This is a genomic window from Sphingomonas sp. Leaf198, assembly GCF_001424005.1.
Taxonomy (GTDB): Bacteria; Pseudomonadota; Alphaproteobacteria; order Sphingomonadales; family Sphingomonadaceae; genus Sphingomonas.
The window spans coordinates 563,068-582,126 of record NZ_LMPX01000002.1 but is presented as its reverse complement, the minus strand read 5'-3'; the positions used below and the strand labels follow the sequence as shown (position 1 = coordinate 582,126).

At 66.5% G+C, this 19,059-nt stretch carries 21 protein-coding genes; 9 read left to right on the top strand and 12 right to left on the bottom strand.

Going from position 1 to position 19,059, the window contains the following annotated elements:
* Positions 1-202: 202 nt before the first annotated feature.
* The 6 genes from ASG20_RS19375 (at position 203) to ASG20_RS09750 (ending at position 5,677) form a co-directional block, all read left to right on the top strand.
* Complete coding sequence (locus tag ASG20_RS19375) at positions 203-364, top strand: hypothetical protein (RefSeq protein ID WP_156359358.1); 162 nt, start codon at positions 203-205, stop codon at positions 362-364.
* 81 nt (positions 365-445) lie between these two features.
* Positions 446-919, top strand: coding sequence for a MarR family winged helix-turn-helix transcriptional regulator (locus tag ASG20_RS09770; protein WP_056051492.1), 474 nt, complete (start codon positions 446-448; stop codon positions 917-919).
* Positions 916-2,328, top strand: coding sequence for an efflux transporter outer membrane subunit (locus ASG20_RS09765; protein ID WP_056051490.1), 1,413 nt, complete (start codon positions 916-918; stop codon positions 2,326-2,328). The genes ASG20_RS09770 and ASG20_RS09765 overlap by 4 nt, the downstream gene beginning before the upstream one ends.
* The gene (locus ASG20_RS09760) at positions 2,325-3,482 is read left to right on the top strand and encodes an efflux RND transporter periplasmic adaptor subunit (protein ID WP_056051489.1); all 1,158 of its coding nucleotides are present in this window, start codon (positions 2,325-2,327) and stop codon (positions 3,480-3,482) included. Before ASG20_RS09765 ends, ASG20_RS09760 begins: the two co-directional genes overlap by 4 nt.
* 280 nt (positions 3,483-3,762) lie before the next feature.
* Complete coding sequence (locus ASG20_RS09755) at positions 3,763-5,307, top strand: DHA2 family efflux MFS transporter permease subunit (protein WP_056051487.1); 1,545 nt, start codon at positions 3,763-3,765, stop codon at positions 5,305-5,307.
* 94 nt (positions 5,308-5,401) lie between these two features.
* Positions 5,402-5,677, top strand: coding sequence for a hypothetical protein (locus tag ASG20_RS09750; protein WP_056051485.1), 276 nt, complete (start codon positions 5,402-5,404; stop codon positions 5,675-5,677).
* An 8-nt stretch (positions 5,678-5,685) separates the two neighbouring features.
* On the opposite strand, the gene ASG20_RS09745 is transcribed toward ASG20_RS09750, so the two are convergent.
* Together ASG20_RS09745 and ASG20_RS19665 are read right to left on the bottom strand one after the other, a co-directional pair.
* Positions 5,686-6,759 (bottom strand): lactonase family protein, encoded by a 1,074-nt coding sequence (locus ASG20_RS09745; RefSeq protein ID WP_082470876.1) that lies wholly within the window; start codon positions 6,757-6,759, stop codon positions 5,686-5,688.
* A gap of 62 nt (positions 6,760-6,821) precedes the next feature.
* The gene (locus tag ASG20_RS19665) at positions 6,822-6,974 is read right to left on the bottom strand and encodes a hypothetical protein (RefSeq protein WP_168371620.1); all 153 of its coding nucleotides are present in this window, start codon (positions 6,972-6,974) and stop codon (positions 6,822-6,824) included.
* Between the two features lie 61 nt (positions 6,975-7,035).
* On the opposite strand from ASG20_RS19665, the gene ASG20_RS09740 reads away from it, so the two are divergent.
* Positions 7,036-7,374, top strand: a complete 339-nt coding sequence (locus tag ASG20_RS09740; RefSeq protein ID WP_231420252.1) for a hypothetical protein — start codon at positions 7,036-7,038, stop codon at positions 7,372-7,374.
* A gap of 42 nt (positions 7,375-7,416) precedes the next feature.
* Here the strand turns inward: ASG20_RS09740 and ASG20_RS09735 are convergent, their stop codons facing one another.
* The 6 genes from ASG20_RS09735 to ASG20_RS09710 form a co-directional block, all read right to left on the bottom strand.
* Complete coding sequence (locus ASG20_RS09735; protein WP_056051483.1) at positions 7,417-7,686, bottom strand: hypothetical protein; 270 nt, start codon at positions 7,684-7,686, stop codon at positions 7,417-7,419.
* A gap of 87 nt (positions 7,687-7,773) precedes the next feature.
* A complete protein-coding gene (locus ASG20_RS09730) occupies positions 7,774-9,186 on the bottom strand; it encodes an efflux transporter outer membrane subunit (RefSeq protein WP_156364200.1) in 1,413 nt (470 codons plus the stop codon).
* A 10-nt stretch (positions 9,187-9,196) separates the two neighbouring features.
* Entirely contained in the window at positions 9,197-12,376 is a 3,180-nt protein-coding gene (locus tag ASG20_RS09725; protein WP_056051480.1) for an efflux RND transporter permease subunit, read from the bottom strand.
* A gap of 138 nt (positions 12,377-12,514) precedes the next feature.
* Positions 12,515-13,792, bottom strand: a complete 1,278-nt coding sequence (locus ASG20_RS09720) for an efflux RND transporter periplasmic adaptor subunit (protein ID WP_056051478.1) — start codon at positions 13,790-13,792, stop codon at positions 12,515-12,517.
* On the bottom strand, positions 13,789-14,187 hold the full coding sequence (locus ASG20_RS09715; RefSeq protein ID WP_056051476.1) for a hypothetical protein: 399 nt from the start codon (positions 14,185-14,187) through the stop codon (positions 13,789-13,791). The genes ASG20_RS09720 and ASG20_RS09715 overlap by 4 nt, the downstream gene beginning before the upstream one ends.
* 311 nt (positions 14,188-14,498) lie before the next feature.
* Entirely contained in the window at positions 14,499-15,113 is a 615-nt protein-coding gene (locus tag ASG20_RS09710; protein WP_056051474.1) for a TetR/AcrR family transcriptional regulator, read from the bottom strand.
* A 142-nt stretch (positions 15,114-15,255) separates the two neighbouring features.
* On the opposite strand from ASG20_RS09710, the gene ASG20_RS09705 reads away from it, so the two are divergent.
* Together ASG20_RS09705 and ASG20_RS09700 are read left to right on the top strand one after the other, a co-directional pair.
* On the top strand, positions 15,256-15,666 hold the full coding sequence (locus tag ASG20_RS09705) for a phasin family protein (RefSeq protein WP_056051472.1): 411 nt from the start codon (positions 15,256-15,258) through the stop codon (positions 15,664-15,666).
* Positions 15,667-15,772: 106 nt separating this feature from the next.
* Positions 15,773-16,129 carry a PilZ domain-containing protein gene (locus ASG20_RS09700; RefSeq protein ID WP_056051469.1) on the top strand — a complete coding sequence of 119 codons (357 nt, stop codon included), beginning with the start codon at positions 15,773-15,775 and terminating at the stop codon, positions 16,127-16,129.
* 75 nt (positions 16,130-16,204) lie between these two features.
* Here the strand turns inward: ASG20_RS09700 and ASG20_RS09695 are convergent, their stop codons facing one another.
* From ASG20_RS09695 to phoU, 4 genes are all read right to left on the bottom strand, one after another.
* Positions 16,205-17,104 (bottom strand): SDR family NAD(P)-dependent oxidoreductase, encoded by a 900-nt coding sequence (locus tag ASG20_RS09695; RefSeq protein WP_056051468.1) that lies wholly within the window; start codon positions 17,102-17,104, stop codon positions 16,205-16,207.
* A gap of 94 nt (positions 17,105-17,198) precedes the next feature.
* Entirely contained in the window at positions 17,199-17,540 is a 342-nt protein-coding gene (locus ASG20_RS09690; RefSeq protein ID WP_056051466.1) for a hypothetical protein, read from the bottom strand.
* A 127-nt stretch (positions 17,541-17,667) separates the two neighbouring features.
* Positions 17,668-18,360 (bottom strand): phosphate regulon transcriptional regulator PhoB, encoded by a 693-nt coding sequence (gene phoB, locus ASG20_RS09685; RefSeq protein ID WP_055873047.1) that lies wholly within the window; start codon positions 18,358-18,360, stop codon positions 17,668-17,670.
* Complete coding sequence (gene phoU / locus ASG20_RS09680; protein ID WP_056051464.1) at positions 18,360-19,049, bottom strand: phosphate signaling complex protein PhoU; 690 nt, start codon at positions 19,047-19,049, stop codon at positions 18,360-18,362. The genes phoB and phoU overlap by 1 nt, the downstream gene beginning before the upstream one ends.
* Between the last annotated feature and the right edge of the window lie 10 nt (positions 19,050-19,059).

The following is a 19,059-nucleotide window of genomic DNA, read 5'->3' as shown; positions in this document are numbered from 1 at the left end:
ATCAATTACTATGACAAAGATAAGGTTTGGCCCGTCCGCTTCATTAACTCGCGTCCTATAATGTCGTGATCGACCGTCCTCGGCATTGCCGATCGGCACGTGGCGATGCTGAGCAAGTCCTGCGAGGGGACGTGGCGGCTAAACGAGCGAAGGGTGTCGGTCCGGCACTCCTGACATAGGCAAGCGAATAGGGGGAAGTCCGATGCGAAGCGCAGATCAAGCTATCGAACGCCTGACGGCTATCAGCCGCCTTATCAATGAGTCGCGCGACATCGCCGACTCGGAGCAGGAATTCATGCTCGGCGCGAAGCTGGACGATTGCCTGCTGTGCGCAGAGGAACGGATCGCCACGCTCGCGGCGTAAGTCCGCGGTCCGTCGGCGGCCCGACGTCCTCGATTGCAGTCCGCAATTGACTGCCGAGGCAATGGTTGTCATGGCAGCCATATGGACTTTTTCACACCCGCGGAATTCGGCCCGGAATGCTCGCTCGGCTATCTGTCGCGGCGCGTCCACCAGATCGGACAGAGTTTGATCGAACCGATCTTCGTCGACGAAGGCGTGTCCGGAACGCAGTGGTCTGCGCTCATGTCGCTTTTGGCCGGACGGTCGTCGACCTGCGCGGATCTTGCGCGCGACCTGTCCTACGACAAGGGCGCCAGCACCCGGCTCGTCGATACGATGGAGCAGCGCGGATGGGTGACACGGTCGCGCGCGAACGACGACCGGCGGGTGCTCAATCTCGAACTGACCCCCGACGGCGAAGCGATCGCGATCCGGTGTCGCGACCGGATCGTCGCCTATTGGAACGTCCTGCTCGCCCAGGGATGGGCAGCGGACGAGATCGACACCTTGATCGGCCTCCTGCAGAAACTCCGCACGACGCTGGACGATGCTCTTACGGAAGGTCGTCGACCATGACTGCTCGAAACCGGATTTTTGCGACCACGCTGCTGACGGGGATGCTCGCGGGATGCGCGGTGCCTGCATCCGAGACCGTCGTGGCGCCGATCGCACCCTCGACGCTTGGTCTGTCCGCCGAGCCGGCGCCGGTCGTCGCGGCGGACTGGTGGCGCGGATTCGGCGATCCGCAACTCGATCGCCTGGTGCACGATGCGGTGGCGGGCAATCCGACGCTCGACGCCGCGCTGGCGCGGGTCACGCAGGCGCAGGCGGTACTGTCGACCAACCGCGCGGACAACGGCCCCGAGGTGACGTTCGACGCGCAGGAGCAATATGCGCGGCTGAGCGGCCGCTACACCATTCCGCCGCCGTATGCGGGAACGACCCAGTTCGTCGGGACGGTCGCGGCGAACCTCAGCTGGAACCTCGATCTGTTCGGGCGTCAGAAGGCGGCGATCGCGGGCGCGCGTGCGTCGGTACGCGCCGCCGCGCTCGACGTCGCGGCGGCGCGGTTGGCGCTGTCGGGGGCGGTGGTGCAGACGTATGTCGATCTCGAGCGCGCCGAAGCGCAGGCGGCGATCGCGCAGCGGACGATCGCGACGCGGCAGAATACGCTGCGGCTGGTCAATGTGCGGATCCGCAACAAGCTCGGCAGCAAGCTCGATGCGCAGGCGGCGACGACGTTGCTGGCGCAGGCGCAGCAGGCGTTGCTGCGTGCGCAGGCGGCGCAGGTTCTCGCCAAGAACGCGCTGGCGGCGCTGGCCGGGCGCGGTGTCGATTACCCCGCGACGATCGGCGCGACGGCATTGAAGCTCGATGCGGTCCTGCCGTTGCCGAAAACGGTGCCGGCGGATTTGCTCGCACGGCGCGCCGACATCGCTGCCGCTCAGGCGCGGATCGACGCCGCGGCGGCGGGGCGTCAGGTTGCGCGGCGGGCTTTTTATCCGAACGTGAACCTGGCCGCGATGGCGGGGTTCCAGGCGGTCGGGCTCGGCAATCTGGTGTCGTTCGGTGCCGGGACGGTGGGCGCCGGTCCTGCGATCCATCTGCCGATCTTCGACAATGGTCGGCTGAAGGCGGGGCTGGCGGGGGCGACCGCGGCGCTCGATCTGGCGACTGCGGACTATAACGATCGCGTGATCGGGGCGGTGCGCGAAGCGGCCGATGCGGTCGCGCGGATCGGCGCGCTGGAGGCCGACCGTGCGCGCCAACGCGAGGTGGTGCGCGGCTATGCCGAGACCGGGCGGCTGAACGCGATCCGCGTCTCCAGCGGTCTCGATAATCGGCTCGACCTCGTTGACAACGATGTGCGCTTGCTCGCCGCGGAACAGGCCGATGCCGACCTCGCCGCGAATTCGGCGCAACAGCGTGTGCAACTCGTGCTGGCCTTGGGCGGCGGTTTCGATTTTCAGGAAGTGACACGATGACCGATACCGAAACGCACGCGACTGCGCCTGCCGGCAATCCACGGGGGCGCAAGCTCGGGCTGACGATCCTCGGCATCATCGTGCTGGTCGGCGTGATCGTGTGGGCGGTGTTCCACTTCCTGCTCGCGGCGCCCGAGCAGGAAACCGACGATGCGTATGTCGCGGGCGATGTCGTCTCTATCACCGCACGCGATCCGGGGCAGGTGACCGCGATCCACGCCGACAACACGCAGATGGTGAAGGCCGGGCAGCCGCTGATCGACCTCGATGCGGCGACCGCCGATGTCGGGCTGGCATCCGCCGAAGCGGAGCTCGCGCGGGCGGTGCGTGCGACCCGGTCGGATTTCTCGAAGGTCAACGAAACCGGCGCAGCGGTGGTCCAGGCTGAGGCCGAACTGGCGCGCGCGCGGAACGACTTGGTGCGGCGTCGGGGTGCCGCCGCGGAAGGCGCGATCTCGGGTGAGGAATTGAGCCATGCCGCCGATCAGGTGAAGGTGGCGGCGGCGACGCTGCAACTCGCGCGCAGCCAGCAGGTGCAATCGCGCAGCGGTGTTGCGGGCACCACCGTGTCGACCAACCCCGCCGTGATGGCGTCGATCGCGGCGTATCGGCGGGCGGCGATCACGCGCAGCCACATGCACGTCGTCGCGCCGATCGACGGCGTCGTCGCGCAGCGGACCGTGCAGCTCGGGCAGCAGGTGTCGGCAGGGATGCCGCTGATGGCGGTGGTGCCGCTCGACCGGGTGTGGGTCGACGCGAACTTCCGCGAGACGCAGTTGCGCGATCTGCGGATCGGCCAGCCGGCGACCGTGACGGCGGATATGTACGGCGACGATCTGGTCTATCACGGGCACGTCGTCGGGCTGGGCGCGGGCAGCGGCAACGCGTTCGCGTTGTTGCCGCCGCAGAATGCCAGCGGCAACTGGATCAAGATCACCCAGCGCGTGCCGGTCCGCATCGCGCTCGACAAGGGCGAGCTGCGCCGCAATCCGCTACGGGTGGGGCTGTCGGTGAACGCGACCGTATCGACCGCGGACAAGTCGGGGACGATGGTCGGGCGGCCGGCGGCGGCGGCCTACAAGGGGCTGGCGACGGGCGGCGGCGACCCCGCGGTCGAGGCGAAGATCCGGCAGATCATTGCGGCTAACCGGTGATGTTGGGGCGGCTTCTATCCTCGGACTGCGAGATGAGCTCGCGTCTTCTTGTTCTCCCGCGAAGGCGAGAGTCCAGTCTGGGCTCCCGCCTTCGCGGGAGAACAAGAAGCGGGCGGTTCGCTTTGTTGGGGGCACCACCCCGGCGGAGGCCGGGGTCCAATTGGAAAGGTGGCTGTAACCGAACACCGTCCCCTTTCATGAGCGTTCCCCAATTAGGCCCCGGCCTTCGCCGGGGTGGTGGCCTAGTTGGGATGTATTCTGCTCACCGGAGCGCTACCTGATGGCCGCCCCCTCCGGACCCGGTCCCGCCCCTCTAGTCGGTGGTTCGCTCGCCCTCACCGCGTTCGCGCTCGCGCTCGGCACGTTCATGCAGGTGCTCGACACCACGATCGCCAACGTGTCGCTGCCGACGATCGCCGGCAACCTCGGCGTCAGCAGCGACAATTCGACCTGGATCGTCACCGCGTTTGCGGTCGCCAACGGCGTCGCGGTGCCGCTGACCGGGTGGCTGATGGGCCGGTTCGGCGTGGTGCGGACGTTCTGCGTCTCGGTGTTCCTGTTCACGATCGCGTCGTTCCTGTGCGGGATCGCATGGGACCTGCCGTCGCTGATCGGCTTCCGCATCCTTCAGGGCGCGGTGTCCGGGCCGATGATCCCCGGTAGCCAGGCGCTGCTGATCGCGATCTTCCCCGCGCACAAGCGATCCACCGCGCTCGGCATCTGGTCGATGACGACGCTGGTCGCGCCGATCATGGGGCCGATCCTCGGTGGCTATATCTCCGACAATTATCACTGGAGCTGGATTTTCCTGATCAACGTGCCGTTCGGGATGTTCTGCGCGTTCGTCTGCTGGAACAAGCTCGGCAAACGCGACACGCCGACGCGGAAACTGCCGATCGACCAGGTCGGGCTGATCATATTGGTGGTATGGGTCGGCGCGTTGCAGATCGTGCTCGATCTCGGCAAGAACGACGACTGGTTCGCCTCTGAGCGCATCGTGATCGCCGCGCTCGTCGCCGCGATCGGGTTCGTCGGCTGGCTGATCTGGGAGCTGACCGACGCCAATCCGGCGGTGAACCTGACGCTGTTCAAGAGCCGCAATTTCGCGATCGGGACGATCGCGTTCTGCCTCGGTTATGCGGTATTCTTCGCCAACACGCTGCTGCTGCCGCTCTGGTTGCAGACGCAGCTCGGCTATACCGCGACCTGGGCGGGGCTGGTGGCGGCACCGTCGGGGGCGGTCGCGGTGATCCTGACGCCGTTCGTCGCGCGGCTCAGCGGCAAGATCGACGCGCGCATCCTGGCGACGGTCGCGTTCGCGTCGTTCGGCTATTCCTATTACCTGCGCTCGGGCTACACGACCTATGCGAGCTTCTACGATCTGATGCTGCCGATGCTAGTGCAGGGGATCGCGATGAGCACGTTCTTCCTCGCGATGCTGACGATCTCGTTCGACCGGATCCCGGCCGAGCGGCTGCCGTCGGCGACCGGCATCTCGAACTTCGCGCGGATTACCGCGGGCAGCTTCGCCGCGTCGCTGATCACGACCGCATGGGACCGCCGCGAGACGCTGCACCAGGCGCACTTGTCCGAAGCGGTCGGGTCGGGATCGCCCTATCAGCTGGCGCGGGGTGCACTCACGCGGATGGGGCTGACCGATGTCCAGGCGGCGGGGGCGATCACCCGGCAGATGGTCGGGCAGGCGTATCTGCTGGCGTCCACCGACATCTTCCGCGTTTCGGCATGGCTGTGCGTGGCGCTGATCGCGATCGTCTGGTTCACGCGCCGTCCGACCCCGCAGGAAGGGCCGATCGCGGCGGACTGACGACCGATATTAAGCATGATCGAAACACAATCGAAACGAGTGTGTTCTATAAGACAGTCACGACTTCTGAAACGCCTGTGGGGGGCCAGACCAAATGACGATGAAATCAACCGCTTCGCGGCTCGCTGTTGCGTGCCTGCTGTTTACCGGCGCACCGGCTTTGGCCGGCGAGCGCGTGTGCCTGACGACCGTGAGCAAGCCGCGACTGGTCTGCGACGAGGGCGCCTGCGTCCGCGTCTCGGTCCGCGACCTGTGCGACGCGGTGCAGGCTTCCTATCCCGGCAAGCGCCGGATCGCGAAGCCTACGCCAGCGGTCGGGATCGATCCGGTCCGCAACGAACTGACGATGCTGATCGCCAGCGTCAGCTAACAAAGGCGTCAGCTGATAAAGGCGAACGCCGCGCCGGGAACGGTGACGGCGAGGTCGGTCGGGGCGAGGGTCCCGTCCGGCCGCACGTCGAGGATCGTGACGCGGTGATCGCGTTCGTGCGCGACGACCATCCGCCGGCCCTCGTCGATCATCGTGAAGAACCGCGGTGAGGCGCCGCCGCTCGCGACATGCTGGATGAGTGATGCGTCGCCGTTCGGATCGAGCGCGAAGACCGCGATGCTGTCATGGCCGCGGTTGGACACGTAGAGGCGATCGCCCGCGGCATTCGTGTCGATATGCGCAACGATGTTCGCGCCCTGCCAGCCTGCGGGCAGCGTCGACAGTGTCGTGCGATTGTGCAGATCTGCTCCGTCGACATCGAGGATCATCAGCGTGCTCGACAGCTCGCAGATCAGATACGCGGTTCCCGGATGCGCAGCGGTGAACAGCATGTGCCGCGGCCCTGACCCGGGCGGCGCGACTAAGGCGATGTGCGGTGGTCCGAGCCTTCCCAGCTCAACGTCGACGGCGAACGCGCGCACGACGTCCGCGCCGAGATCGGCGACATACAGACACCGGTTGTCGAGACCGAAGCCGACCCAATGCGCGTGCGGCGAAGTCTGGCGTTCGCGATCCGGGCCGTGTCCGACAGCTTTATGGATATCGGCCGGGAGGATCGGTAGCCCTGCTGCGTCGAGACGGTACAGCGCCGTGGTGCCGCTGCCGTAATTGGCGATGGCGATACAGGATTGCGTCCGGTCGAGCGCGACGTGGCACGGTGCTGCGCCGCCGCTGCTCGACGAGGCCAGCATGCTCCATCCGTCGGATGCTCGGCGATAGACCCCGAGCGCGCCGTCGTCCTGCTCGTCGACGAGATACTGCGCATCGAACCGCGACGAATAGACGCCGAACGATGCGTTGCGCGCTACGGCATCCGCGGCACCGATCACGAGGCGATCGGCTTCGATCGAAAGCGGATAGAGGCCCGCGCCGCCGCCGCCCGCATAGGTTCCGATCCACAGCTGCCCCGATATGGAGGCGGCAGTGGAAGAGGGTTCGGGCCGAGCTTCAGCGAAGGTCATGGCGAGCGTCTATCGCGGTTTTGCCGTGGGGTCGCTTCGGATCGTCGCGCGGCCCGCGCGGATCAGATCGTCAGCAGAGCAACCAGCTGCTCGCGGTACAGCCTCGCAAGATCGCGGTGCATCTCTGCGATCAGCGTGTTCGGTGCGCGGCGGGCGAGGACGGATTGGTCGTCCATGCGGCGTTCGATGATCGAGGGATGCGGGAGAAGATCCATTGCCGCCCTGCTGCACCCGCGATGTTTCCGGCCAATGTCCCAAGACGGTTAACGCCCCGAAATGCGCGATATTCCGTGTCGTGGCAGGCTGGTATTGCTGATAGCGTTGTCCTACCGCCAGCCGATGGGCGATCTGGACAGACTGGTTCCTTCGGGGATCATCGAGCAATGGGTGTATCACCTGCGACGGCAGCGATCGCGTGCGTCGGATGCGATCTGGCTGATCGATCAGGGGTTCACGCTGCACGACGGGATGGACGGCGTGCCGCAGAACGACGCGACCGCACGCTGGCGCGCCGAACAGGAAACCGTCGTCGAGGAAGTCACCGCGCTGCTCGCGCTGTACGACGGCATCAATCTCGGCAAGATCGACATCGACGCTATCGACGACATCGCTTGAGGGCCGCACCACCACTATCGCCGCCGCCATCGTCCGAGGCGCCTAGCCCGCCTCGCTGTAACTCTCGCGAATAAGCCTGCCGGTATCGTGCAGCGACGTGCTGCGCGGCATTTCCGGGTCGGGCATATCCGTTACCAGCTCGGCGGACGCCGCCAGTTGCAGATGACGCTCGCTGAGCGCCTGATGCGCCGCACGTCCGGCATCCGTACGCGACCGGCTAGCCAGCCGCTGTTCCTGCTCCGCACGGCTGCGATGATAGGCAACCTGCGCCTGCCATGCCTGCGTGCGCGTCGCCGCGTGATCGTCGGTCATAATGTCTCCGCTTCGACCGCGGGTTTGCTGTCGGTTGCTTTATAGAGTGTTAACGCGCCGGTTTAATGCGGCACGGTGCGACGCGCATCAGACGGGGCGCGGGGCCGGTGCCTGCCAGCCGCCGCCCAGCGCGCGGAACAGGTCGACCTGCGCCCCGGCGATCCGCGCGTCGGCTGCCGCAAGGTCCGTGTCCGTATCCGCCAAAGTCCGCTCGGCGTCGAGGACATCGAGGAAGTCGATCTGGCCTTCGCGTTGACGGGCACGGGTGATGCGGGCGGCGGTGGCGGCGTTGTCGTGCGCGGACTGTAGCTGCGTGCGACGATCGAGTTCGCGGGCGTAGTTCGACAGCGCGGTCTCGGTTTCCTCGAGTGCGGTGAGGACGCTGCCGTCGAAATTGGCGAGTGCGCCACGCGAGTCCGCCTCGGCGCCGGCGATCCGCGCGCGCGCCGCCGACTGGTTGAGCGACCAGTTCAGCAGCGGGCCGAGCAGCCAGCGGATCGGGCCGCCGGTGAAGATGTCGCCGACGCTGAGTGCGGTCGAGCCGATCGAACCGCCAAGCGAGATCTGCGGATAGAGCTGGGAGGTCTGGACGCCGATCCGTGCGGTGGCGGCAGCGAGCCTGCGTTCGGCGGCGTGGACGTCGGGGCGGCGGGCTAGCAACGCGGCACCGTCGCCGATCGGGATCGGCTGGTCGAGGCGCGGCGTAGTCACGCGGGCGCCGGCGGTTGCGGGCAGGTCCTGCGGGGTGCGGCCGGTGAGCGTGGCGAGGCGGAAGAGCGCGGCTTGGCGCTCGGCTTCGATCTGCGGGATGTTGGCGGCGCGCTGATCGCGCAAGGCTGCGATCCGGACTTGGTCGAGGCGGGCTGCGCGACCGGCGTCGACGCGCTTGCCGGTCAGCGTGTTCGACTTGTCGAGCAGGTCGACGATGCGCCGCGCGACCGCGAGGCGTTCGGCGGATGAGGCTGCGTCGACATAGGCGCGGGTTGTTGCCGCGACGATCGAGACCCGGACGGCGTCCGCATCGGACTGCGCCGCGCCGACGTCGCCGCGGGCGGCTTCGACGTTGCGGCGGACCCGGCCGGCGAGATCGACCTCGTAGCTGACGTCGAGACCTACGTCGTAGGTGGCGCGCTCGCGGTCGAGACCGGGGAGGTTCTGGAGTTGCGAGGTGCGGGCGTAATTGCCGCTCGCGCCGGCGTTCACTTGTGGCTCGCGGTCGGTCTTGGCGCCGCGCAGGGACGCCCGGGCGCTGTCGAGCCGCGCGACGGCGACGCGGAGATCGGTGTTCGCCGCCAATGCATCCGCGACGAGGCCGTCGAGGACCGGGTCGCGGTACATCCGCCACCAGTCGTTATCCGGCGCAGTCGTGACGGTGGCGGCATTCGCGGTGACGAACGATGCCGCCGCCTTGGGTGGGGTGATCGGCGCGACATAGTCGGGGCCGGCGGCGCAGGCGGCGAGCGTCAGCGCCGAGAGGCTCGCAAGGAGGGCGGACTTCATGATGCTGGTCCTATTCGGCTGGCTGGAGCGTCGGGGCGGCAGCGGTTGGCTTGCGGCGTTCGAACCGCAGCGCCAGCGCCCGTGCGACGACATAGAAGGTGGGGGTGAAGAGCAGGCCGAACCCGGTCACGCCGATCATCCCGAAGAACACCGCGGTCCCGAGCGCCTGGCGGAGTTCCGCACCGGCACCGGTCGCGATCACCAGCGGCACCGCGCCGAGGATGAAGGCGAAGCTCGTCATCAGGATCGGCCGCAACCGGTCCTTGGCCGCGCGTACCGCCGCCTCGACGGGGGTGAGGCCGTCCTGTTCCTCGGCCTGTTTGGCGAACTCCACGACCAGGATCGCGTTCTTCGCGGCGAGCGCAATCAGCACGACCAGGCCGATCTGCGTGAGGACGTTGTTGTCCATACCTCGCAGGTTCACGCCGGTCATCGCGGCCAACAGGCACATCGGCACGATCAGGATGATCGCGAGCGGCAACGTCAGGCTCTCGTACTGGGCGGCGAGCACGAGGAAGACGAACACCACCGCCATGCCGAAGACGAGCGCGGCGGTGCTGCCGGCGGCCTTTTGCTGGTAGGCGATGCCGGTCCATTCATGCGCGTAGCCTGCCGGGAGCGACGCATCGGCGAGCTTCTCCATCGCGACCAGCGACTGGCCGGACGAATAGCCCTTGGCGGTATCCCCATCGACCTCGACCGCGGGGAAGAGGTTGTAGCGGACCACGCGGTACGGGCCGGTCTTGTCCCTGAACGTCGAGACCGAGCCGACCGGGACCATCTGGCCCGAGTTGGAGCGCGTCTTGAGGTTGGCGATGTCCGCGGTGGTGTTGCGGAACGGTGCGTCGGCTTGGGCTGTGACTCGGTAGGTGCGGCCCAACAGGTTGAAGTCGTTGACGAACGCCGAGCCGAGATAGACCTGCAACGCCTCGAACACGCGCTCCGGGGGGACGCCCAAGAGGTTGGCCTTGGCGCGGTCGACGTCGGCGAAGATGCGCGGGGTGGCGGTATCGAAGAACGTGTAGATCTGGGCGAGACCCTTGGTCTGGTTCGCCTGGCCGATCAGCGCGTAACTCGTCTTGCCGAGGTCGGCGTAACCGTGGCCGCCCTGGTCCTGCACCATCAGGCGATAGCCGCCGGCCGAGCCGATGCCCTGGATCAGCGGTGGCGGGACGATCAGCAGACGCGCTTCGGTGATGTCGCCGGTCGCCTTCTGCGATTCCGCCATGATGCTGGCGAGCGTGACGCCGAGCTTCTTGCGCTCCTCGAAGCTTTTCAGCGGGATGTAGGCGGCGGCCGAGTTGGGGGCGAGCGTCTGCGAGGGGCCGTCGAAGCCCGCGAGCATGACCGCGCCCTTGACGCCGGCGAGCGGCAGGATGCGTTTCGCGACCTTCTGCATGACGGCGTCGGTGCGCTCGACCGACGAGCCGGGCGGAAGCTGGATGACGGTCAGGAAGTAGCCCTGGTCCTGCGCGGGGACGAAGCCCGACGGCGTGATCGTGAACACGCCGACCGTGACCGCGATCAGCGCGGCATAGGCGATCATCATCCGGCGCGGCGCGGTGACTAGGCGCGCGGTGAGGCGGGCATAGCTCTCGCTCATCCGCTCGAACCCGCGGTTGAAGGCATCGCCGGCACGCCGCACCGTACGGGTCAGGCGGTTGCCGGAGTCGGCGGGGGCAGTCGGCTTGAGGAGCATTGCGGCGAGTGCTGGCGACAGTGTCAGCGAGATGAGCAGCGAGATGATCGTCGCGGTCGAGATCGTCACCGCGAACTGGCGGTAGAACGCACCCGACAGCCCGGTGAGGAACACGGTCGGGATGAACACCGCGCACAGCACGAGCACGATCGCCACGAGTGCGCCCGACACTTCGTCCATCGACGTGCGCGCCGCTTCGAGTGGGGAGAGCCCGTGCTCGAGGTTGCGCTCGACATTCTCGACCACGACGATCGCGTCATCGACGACGATGCCGATCGCGAGGACGAGGCCGAACAGCGACAAATTGTTGAGGCTGTACCCGGCGGCGGCGAGCACCGCGAAGGTACCGATCAGCGAGACCGGGATCGCCACGATCGGGATGATCGCCGCGCGCCACTTCTGCAGGAAGACGAGGATCACCAGTACGACGAGAACCATTGCCTCGAAGAGCGTGTGCTTCACCGCGTCGATCGATTGCGCGATGAACTCGGTCGGGTTGTAGATGACCTTGTATTCGAGGCCCTTGGGGAAGCGCTTCGACATGCTCTCCATCTCGGCGGTGACGGCCTGTGCCGCGCCAAGCGCGTTCGACCCGGGACGCTGGAAGACCGCGGCGATGACCGTGGGCTTGCCGCTGAGATAGGTGTTGGCGCCGTAATCCTGTGCGCCGAGCTCGACGCGCGCGACGTCCGAAACGCGGACCTGACGGCCTTGCGCGTCGGTGCGGATCACTACGTCGGCGAACTGCTTGGGATCGGTCAGGCGACCCTGTGTCTCGACGTTGAGCTGGAACGCGCTGTTGCCCTTGTCATAGGGCGGCTGGCCGAGCGTGCCGGCGGCGACCTGGACGTTCTGTGCACGCAACGCCGCGACGATCTCGCCGGCGGTGAGGTCTAGCGCGGCGGCGCGGCCGGGATCGATCCAGACGCGCATCGAATAATCGCGTGCGCCGAACAGCTGCACGTCGCCGACGCCATCGATGCGGCTGAGGCGATCGCGGACCTGCGTCAGCGCGTAGTTGGAGATATAGCCGCGATCGAGCGAGTTGTCGGGCGAGACGAGGTTCACCACCATCAGGAAGTCGGGCGACGTCTTGCGCGTCACCACGCCGAGACGCTGGACGTCCTCGGGCAGGCGCGGGACGGCGACCGCGACACGGTTCTGGACGAGCACCTGCGCGGCGTCGAGGTTGGTGCCGATCTTGAAGGTGACGGTGATCGTGACCTTGCCGTCACCGGTCGATTGCGACGACTGGTACAGCATGTTGTCGACGCCGTTGATCTCCTGCTCGATCGGCGCGGCGACGGTTTCCGCGACCGTCTCGGCGGAGGCGCCGGGATAGGTCGCGCTGACGGTGACGGTTGGGGGGACGATGTCGGGATATTGCGACACCGGCAGCGTCATGTAGGCGATCGCGCCGACGATCGTGATGATCACCGCGATCACGCCCGCGAAGATCGGCCGGGTGATGAAGAAGCGCGAGAAGCGCATGGTTTGTGTCCTCGAAAGAAGAGCGACGGACACGCCCCAACACCACCCCGGCGGAGGCCGGGGCCCAATTGGGCGAACCGCAGTGATTTAGTCGAAACGCTAACCCAATTGGGCCCCGGCCTTCGCCGGGGTGGATAGCTATTTCGCGAGGGTAGCTTCACCCGATATGGGTTGGACGGAGGCTGGCGCAGTGGTCCCCGAGGCCACGACGATCCGGCCAGTCTTTGGCGCGACGGTCGCACCCGGCATCGCCATCTGCGTACCCTGGATGATGATCCGGTCGTTCGGCCCGATCCCCGAGCGCACGATCCGCAGGCCATCGACCACCGGGCCGAGTTCGACCGGCTTCTGGCTCACGACGTTCTTCGCATCGATCGTCAGCAAGACCTTCCGCGCCTGATCGGTCTGCACCGCATCGTCCGGCACCAGCAGAGCCTGCCGCGTACCAGCACTCGCGAGGCGCATGTTGCCGAACATCCCCGGCGTCAGGAAATACCCCGGGTTGGCGAGGACTGCACGGCCGCGGATCGTGCCCGATCGCTGGTCGAGGCCGTTGTCGGTGAAGTCGAGCTTGCCCTTCCAGCGATGCTCGGTCTCGTCCTGCAACTGGATCTCGACCGCCGCCGGCGTCGCGCCGGGCTGACGTGCGCGTTGCGTCTTGAGGTACAGCGCCTCGGAGCCGTCGAACGTGAAGTAGATCGGGTCGAGCGCGTTGATTGTCGTCAGCACCGTGCCGCCGGTGCCTTCGCCGCCCGCGACCTGGTTGCCCGCATCGACGCGGCGATCGGATATGCGACCGCCGATCGGTGCGCGAACCTGGGTGAAGCCGACGTCCAAGGCGCGGGCGCGTTCGCGTGCCTGGGCTGCGGCAAGCGCGGCCTGGGCTGCTTCGAGCCGGCCGCGCAGGGCATCGACTTCGCCTGCGGAGACCGCTTCGTCGGCCACCAGTCGCTGGGCGCGACCAAGATCGGTGCGGGCGAGCGACAGAGCGCTGCGGGCGCTCGCGACGTTGGCGTGAGCCTCGGCCAGAGCCGCGGCGAACGGGCGGGAGTCGATCGTGAAGAGCAATTGCCCCTTGCTGACGATCTCGCCGTCGCGGAAGTGGATGCCGGTGACTTCGCCCGCCACGCGCGGGCGGATCTCGACGGTGCGGCTCGGTGCGAAGCGGCCGACATAATCGTCCCACTCGCTGACCTGCCGGACGAGCGGCGACGCGACCGTGACGGAAGCAGGCGGGGGTGCCGCCATCGCTGCGTCGGGATGGTCGAACATCTTCACGCCGACCGCACCGAGCAGCGCGATCGGCACGAGCACCATCGCGCCGCGCTGCCATGCCGGTCGTCGGTGACGGTCCGCGGGCGGCGACGCGACGATGTCGGCGTCGTTCGCGGCCGTGATCGTGGTAAGTTGGTTCACGCTGCGATGCTCCGCTTCTGCTGGAGGCCGACGCGCATGCCGGTCACGCTCTCGACGAGCGTTTCGATCTGAGCCTCGGCAAAACCGGCGGCGAGGAAGCCCTGGATCTCGGCCATCGGCAGCGCGAAGCCGCGGCGCCAGGCGTACACGGCCATCCGCCGCAGCGCCTCGAGCCGGGGGTCGGCGAGCCGCGATGCGGTGCTCAGCCCGAACAAGCTGCCCATCGCGCGCGACATGCGGCTCGGGCCGGACAGGCTGCGCAACGTGTCGCGCTTGGCGAGCGCGATGACGCTCCATTCCAGCGCGGAAAAGCCGGTCGGGGCAGGGGCGGGGACTGTCTGCGTGCGGCTGGTGACGGGCGAAGCGAACATGTTGTCGAGGTCGAGATAAGCCATGGGATTGTCCCCCTTTTGATCTTGGGCAAGCGCTGGCCTTCGTCGGTGGACGGTCCACCGACGTCAGCTGGTCGCAGGGCGTGCGCGGTCGTTGCCGGCACATCACCGTGCCGCGCTTGCCCGCTTGGAATTTTCGAAAGTTCGGCCGAAGCCTAGGTTTTAACCGTGGTCATGGGTGGGTGTCCCCGGTTGCCCCATCCGAAGTAGGAGAGAGCTTCGATACCAGTCGGTATATAAACCTGGCGTTCATCTAGTCAACAAGACTTTTGTACCGGCCGGTATTTTTTTGCGCGGCGCGGCAGAAACCGTGTCTATTGGGTTGGCCACATCAGCATGCTGGTCTCGACGAGCTGCTGAAGTTCGGTGCAGCTAGCGCCCGAGCCGGCCTGAATCGACAGCCCCTGCATGATCGCGAAGAGGTAGCGCATTAGCGCGTGCGACTCGAGACCTTCGGGAAATTCGCCTGCCGCCTTGGCTTCGTCGAACCGCTTCATAAGCGCGGCTTCGGACGACGCGCGACGCTTGGCGACCTCGGCCTTGATGGGCTCGGCTTCCGCACTGCACGCGACGCTACTGATGACGCTCAGGCACCCCTTGGGGTCACAGGTGCTCATCTGCATCTGTAGGGCGCCGCGCAGCAGGTTTTCCGCTACGGCACGTGCGGTCGGCGCGTCGAGCGCGGACGTCATATAGGCCAGCTTCTCGCGCTCGTAGAGGTCGAGCGCCTTGTGGAACAGCGCCTCCTTGTTGCCGAACGCGGCGTAGAGACTGGGCTTGGTGATCCCCATCTCGGCGGTCAGTTCCGCCATCGACGCGCCTTCGTAGCCGTTGCGCCAGAACACGCGCAACGCCCCCGCCAAAGCCTGATCGAGATCGAACTCGCGGGGGCGGCCCTTGGGGGCGGTGAGCGTGCAAAGCCTATTCATACCGGTCGGTATATAGGGCCGACACGTCAAAAGGTCCAGTTACCGCAAGATCATACTGGCGATCGGTGTTTCGTTTGTGCAACCATTGCGGCGCGCGCCGGTTGAAAGAGCCGTGACCGGTGGAATCGAAAGGAACGAGATCATGGCCGACGAAGTCAAAAGCGCGATCGATCAGGGTGCGGACTATGCCAAAGCGACCGCCGACCGGATTCGCGAAGGCGCCGACACCGCGCGGGCCAGCTTTTCCGAGAAGGTCGCCGAGCCCGCCAAGCGTGCCGGCGAGGCCATGAAGCAATCGGGCGAGAAGATCGCGGAGGGCGGCGCGACGATTGGCAAGACGATGATCGATCAGGCCGAGCAGAACGCGCGCGAAGCATTCACCGCGATGCGCGAAGCCGCAAGCGCAAAGGACCTTCAGCAGGTCATGAAGATCCAGGGGGACTATCTGCGCGAGCAGAGCCAGCGCAGCATGAGCCAGGCGCGCGAGATCGGCGAACTGATCATGCGCTTCGGCAAGGATGCGGTCGCGCCGCTGCGGAACGGCGACACGTAACGGTCGTCGTATGTCGGTCCGGGACGTCTTGTTGGGCAGGGTGTCCTGGTTCGGTCTTGAGCTGGAAGGCTTCGGATCATCTCCCGAACTCCTGCAGACGTGAGCGATGCAACCTTCGACATTCCTTGGACGGGCGACGCGGACCAGCGTCATGTTGAGTGCGGATGTTTTTCAGGCCGGCCGAGCGGGTAGCACCGCTCACCGGGTGACCAACATCTCCGAGATGGGGATGTGCATCGTGCAACCCGTCAAAATGGCCGTTGGCGACGTGGTCGTGCTGGTGATCGGCAGGGTCGAGCATATGGTCGCCGATGTGATGTGGGTGAGGGCGGGCCTTGCCGGCTTGCGGTTCCACGAGCCGATCGATCTCGCACTTGCCAGGGCGCGACGGGTGGCAGGGCACGTCGTTGCCCCACCCTCCGCCGGCTGGCTGGCGGCGTTGAACGACCCTTACGCCAAATGACTCGAGGGGAATAAGGCCTCTCCCCGCACATGCCGTATTGTCCGCGGCCGACGGCGATGCACGGGTGCAGGAATTCTAACGACCCTGTAGTTTGGCCAGGATGCTCATCGACTGTTCCGACCCCGACTGGGGAACGATTTCCCCGGCACGGTCGATGATCGCGTCCCAATGCGCGGCAACTCCTTCGACCGATAGATCGTCGCCGGTCAGCAGTTTGCCTTGCGTCAGCGTAACATACGCAGCCTGGAACACGCCCGCGCCGGCGCCGACGATCATGTTGGTGGGCGCATCCTCCGACACGAGGAACACCGCGGCGGGCGCGACCTTGTCCGGCGAGAAGGCCTTGAACGCTTCCTCGGGGAAGATGTCCTGAGTCATGCGCGTGCCCGCGGTCGGCGCGATCGTGTTGACCCTGATGTTGTTCTTCGCGCCCTCGATCGCGAGAGTCTTGGTAAGGCCGGCAAGACCTAGCTTGGCGGCGCCGTAGTTGGCCTGCCCAAAATTGCCGAAGAGACCGGTCGACGACGCGGTCATCAGGATGCGGCCGTAGTTCTGGCTGCGCATCGTGTCCCACACCGCCTTGGTGGCGTTGGCCGAGCCGTTGAGGTGGACGTCGACGACGAACTTGAAGTCGGCGGGCTCCATCTTGGCGAAGCTCTTATCGCGCAGGACGCCGGCGTTGTTGATGAGGATGTGGACGCCGCCCCATTTCTCCGAGGCGCGCGCGACCATCTCGACCATCTGCTCGTAGTCAGTGACGCTGCCGCCGTTCGACATCGCCTCGCCGCCCGCCGCCTCGATTTCCTCGACGACCTTCAGCGCGGCGTCGGAATGGCCGGTACCGTCGCGTGACGCACCGAGATCGTTTACGACGACCTTCGCACCACGACGGGCGAGTTCGAGCGCGTATTCGCGACCTAGGCCGCCGCCTGCGCCGGTGACGATCGCGACCTGATTTTCAAAGCTGATAGACATGGAAAAGGCGCCCCCTCTTATAGTTGGAGCGCCTTTCCTAGAACGTAAAGCTGTCTGCGCAAGCGGCAGCATCACTGCCGCCTGCGCGAGAGAATTACTTGCCGCCGCGGTTGCGGCAGCCGTCCTTGACCGTCTTCGAGCAGACCGGATAGTCGGCTGGTGCGGGCGTCGGCGGCGTCACGGTCGGCTGACCGAAGACGATTTTGCCTGCACCTGCTGGTGGTGCGGGAGGCGCCATCGGCGCGGCCGGAGGTGCGGCGGCATCGGCAGGTGCGGCCGCTGCCGGATCGGCAGGTGCCGGCGCCGCCTGGTCGGCGGGTGCGGCCTGCGCGGCGGGATCGGCGGGTGCCGTCTGCGCTGCGGGATCGGCCGGAGCCGTCTGGGCGATCACGGGCGTCGCGAGAAGAGCGGCGGCGGCGAGAAGAATGGACTTCATACGAATCTCCTAAATGGGTGCACCATTTTGGTAGCGCGACGGTTGAACGCACTAAGTCGCGCTTGGGTCCTTCGTTTCGCAACCGATTCCATTCGGCCCGCCGCTAGACCCATATCGGGACAGCGGTTCAGCCGCCCGTGTCGAGCGAATAGCCTGCCGAACGAACGGTGCGGATGATATCCGGACGCTCGCCGACGTTGATCGCTTTCCGCAGTCGCCGGATGTGCACGTCGACCGTGCGGCTCTCGATATCCGAATCGTGGCCCCACACCGCATCGAGGAGCCGTTCGCGCGAGAACACCCAGCCCGGATGCTCGAGGAAATGCTTGAGCAGCCGGAACTCGGTCGGTCCGAGCGACACGACTTCGCCCGAGCGACGGACCTTGTGGCCGACCGTGTCCATCTCGATGTCGGCATAGCTGAGCGCTTCACCGGCGAGGGCAGGGCGGACGCGGCGGAGCACGGCCCCGACCCGCGCGACGAGTTCGCGTGGCGAGAACGGTTTCGTCACGTAATCGTCGGCACCGGTTTCGAGGCCACGGACGCGATCTTCCTCCTCACCGCGTGCGGTCAGCATGATGATGGGCACGTTCTGCGTCTCGGGCGCGCGACGCAGGCGACGACACACCTCGATCCCCGACAGCCCCTCGACCATCCAGTCGAGCAGGACGATGTCGGGCACCTTCTCCTTGGCGAGCAACAAGGCTTCCTCGCCATCGGGGGTATGCGCGATCTCGAAATCCTCGCGCTTGAAATGCCAGACCAGCAATTCGGCGAGGGCGGCGTCGTCCTCGACCAACAGCATCTTTGCGCGCGCCATTATGCCTGCTCCTTCTTTATGCCGCGTTCGCGATCGACCATCTGCGTGCCGGTCGCGGCGAAATAGACCATCTCGGCGACGTTGGTCGCGTGATCGCCGATCCGCTCAAGGTTCTTGGCGACGAACAGCAGATGCGCGACCTGGCCGATCGTCCTGGGGTTCTCGACCATGTAGGTGACGAGCGTGCGAAATATGCTGTCGTAGAAATCGTCTAGCGCATTGTCGCATTCGACGACGCGGACGGCTTCCTCGGGGTCGCGCGCGGCAAACGCGTCGAGCACGTCGTGAACCATCTCGCTCGCCATCCGACCCATCGCGGGCAGGATCGAGATCGGCTCGATCCGGTGCTCGCTCTCGATCATCGGCACGCGCTTGGCGATGTTCTTGGCGTAGTCGCCGATCCGCTCGACGACGCCCGCGATCTTCAGCGCGGCGACGACTTCGCGCAGGTCGACCGCCATCGGCGCACGCAAGGCGATGATCCGCACCGCGAGTCGCTCGACCTCCGCCTCGATGACGTCGATCTGCTTGTCGGCTAAGCGCACCTGCTCCGCGAGCGCGAGGTCGTTGCGTTGCAGCGCCTGCATCGCCTTGTCGATCGCGTCCTCGGCGAGCCCCCCCATCTGCGAAATCAACCCGCGGAGCTCGCCGATGTCGTTGTCGAAGGCCTTGACCGTATGCGTGTTCATGGTCGTTTCC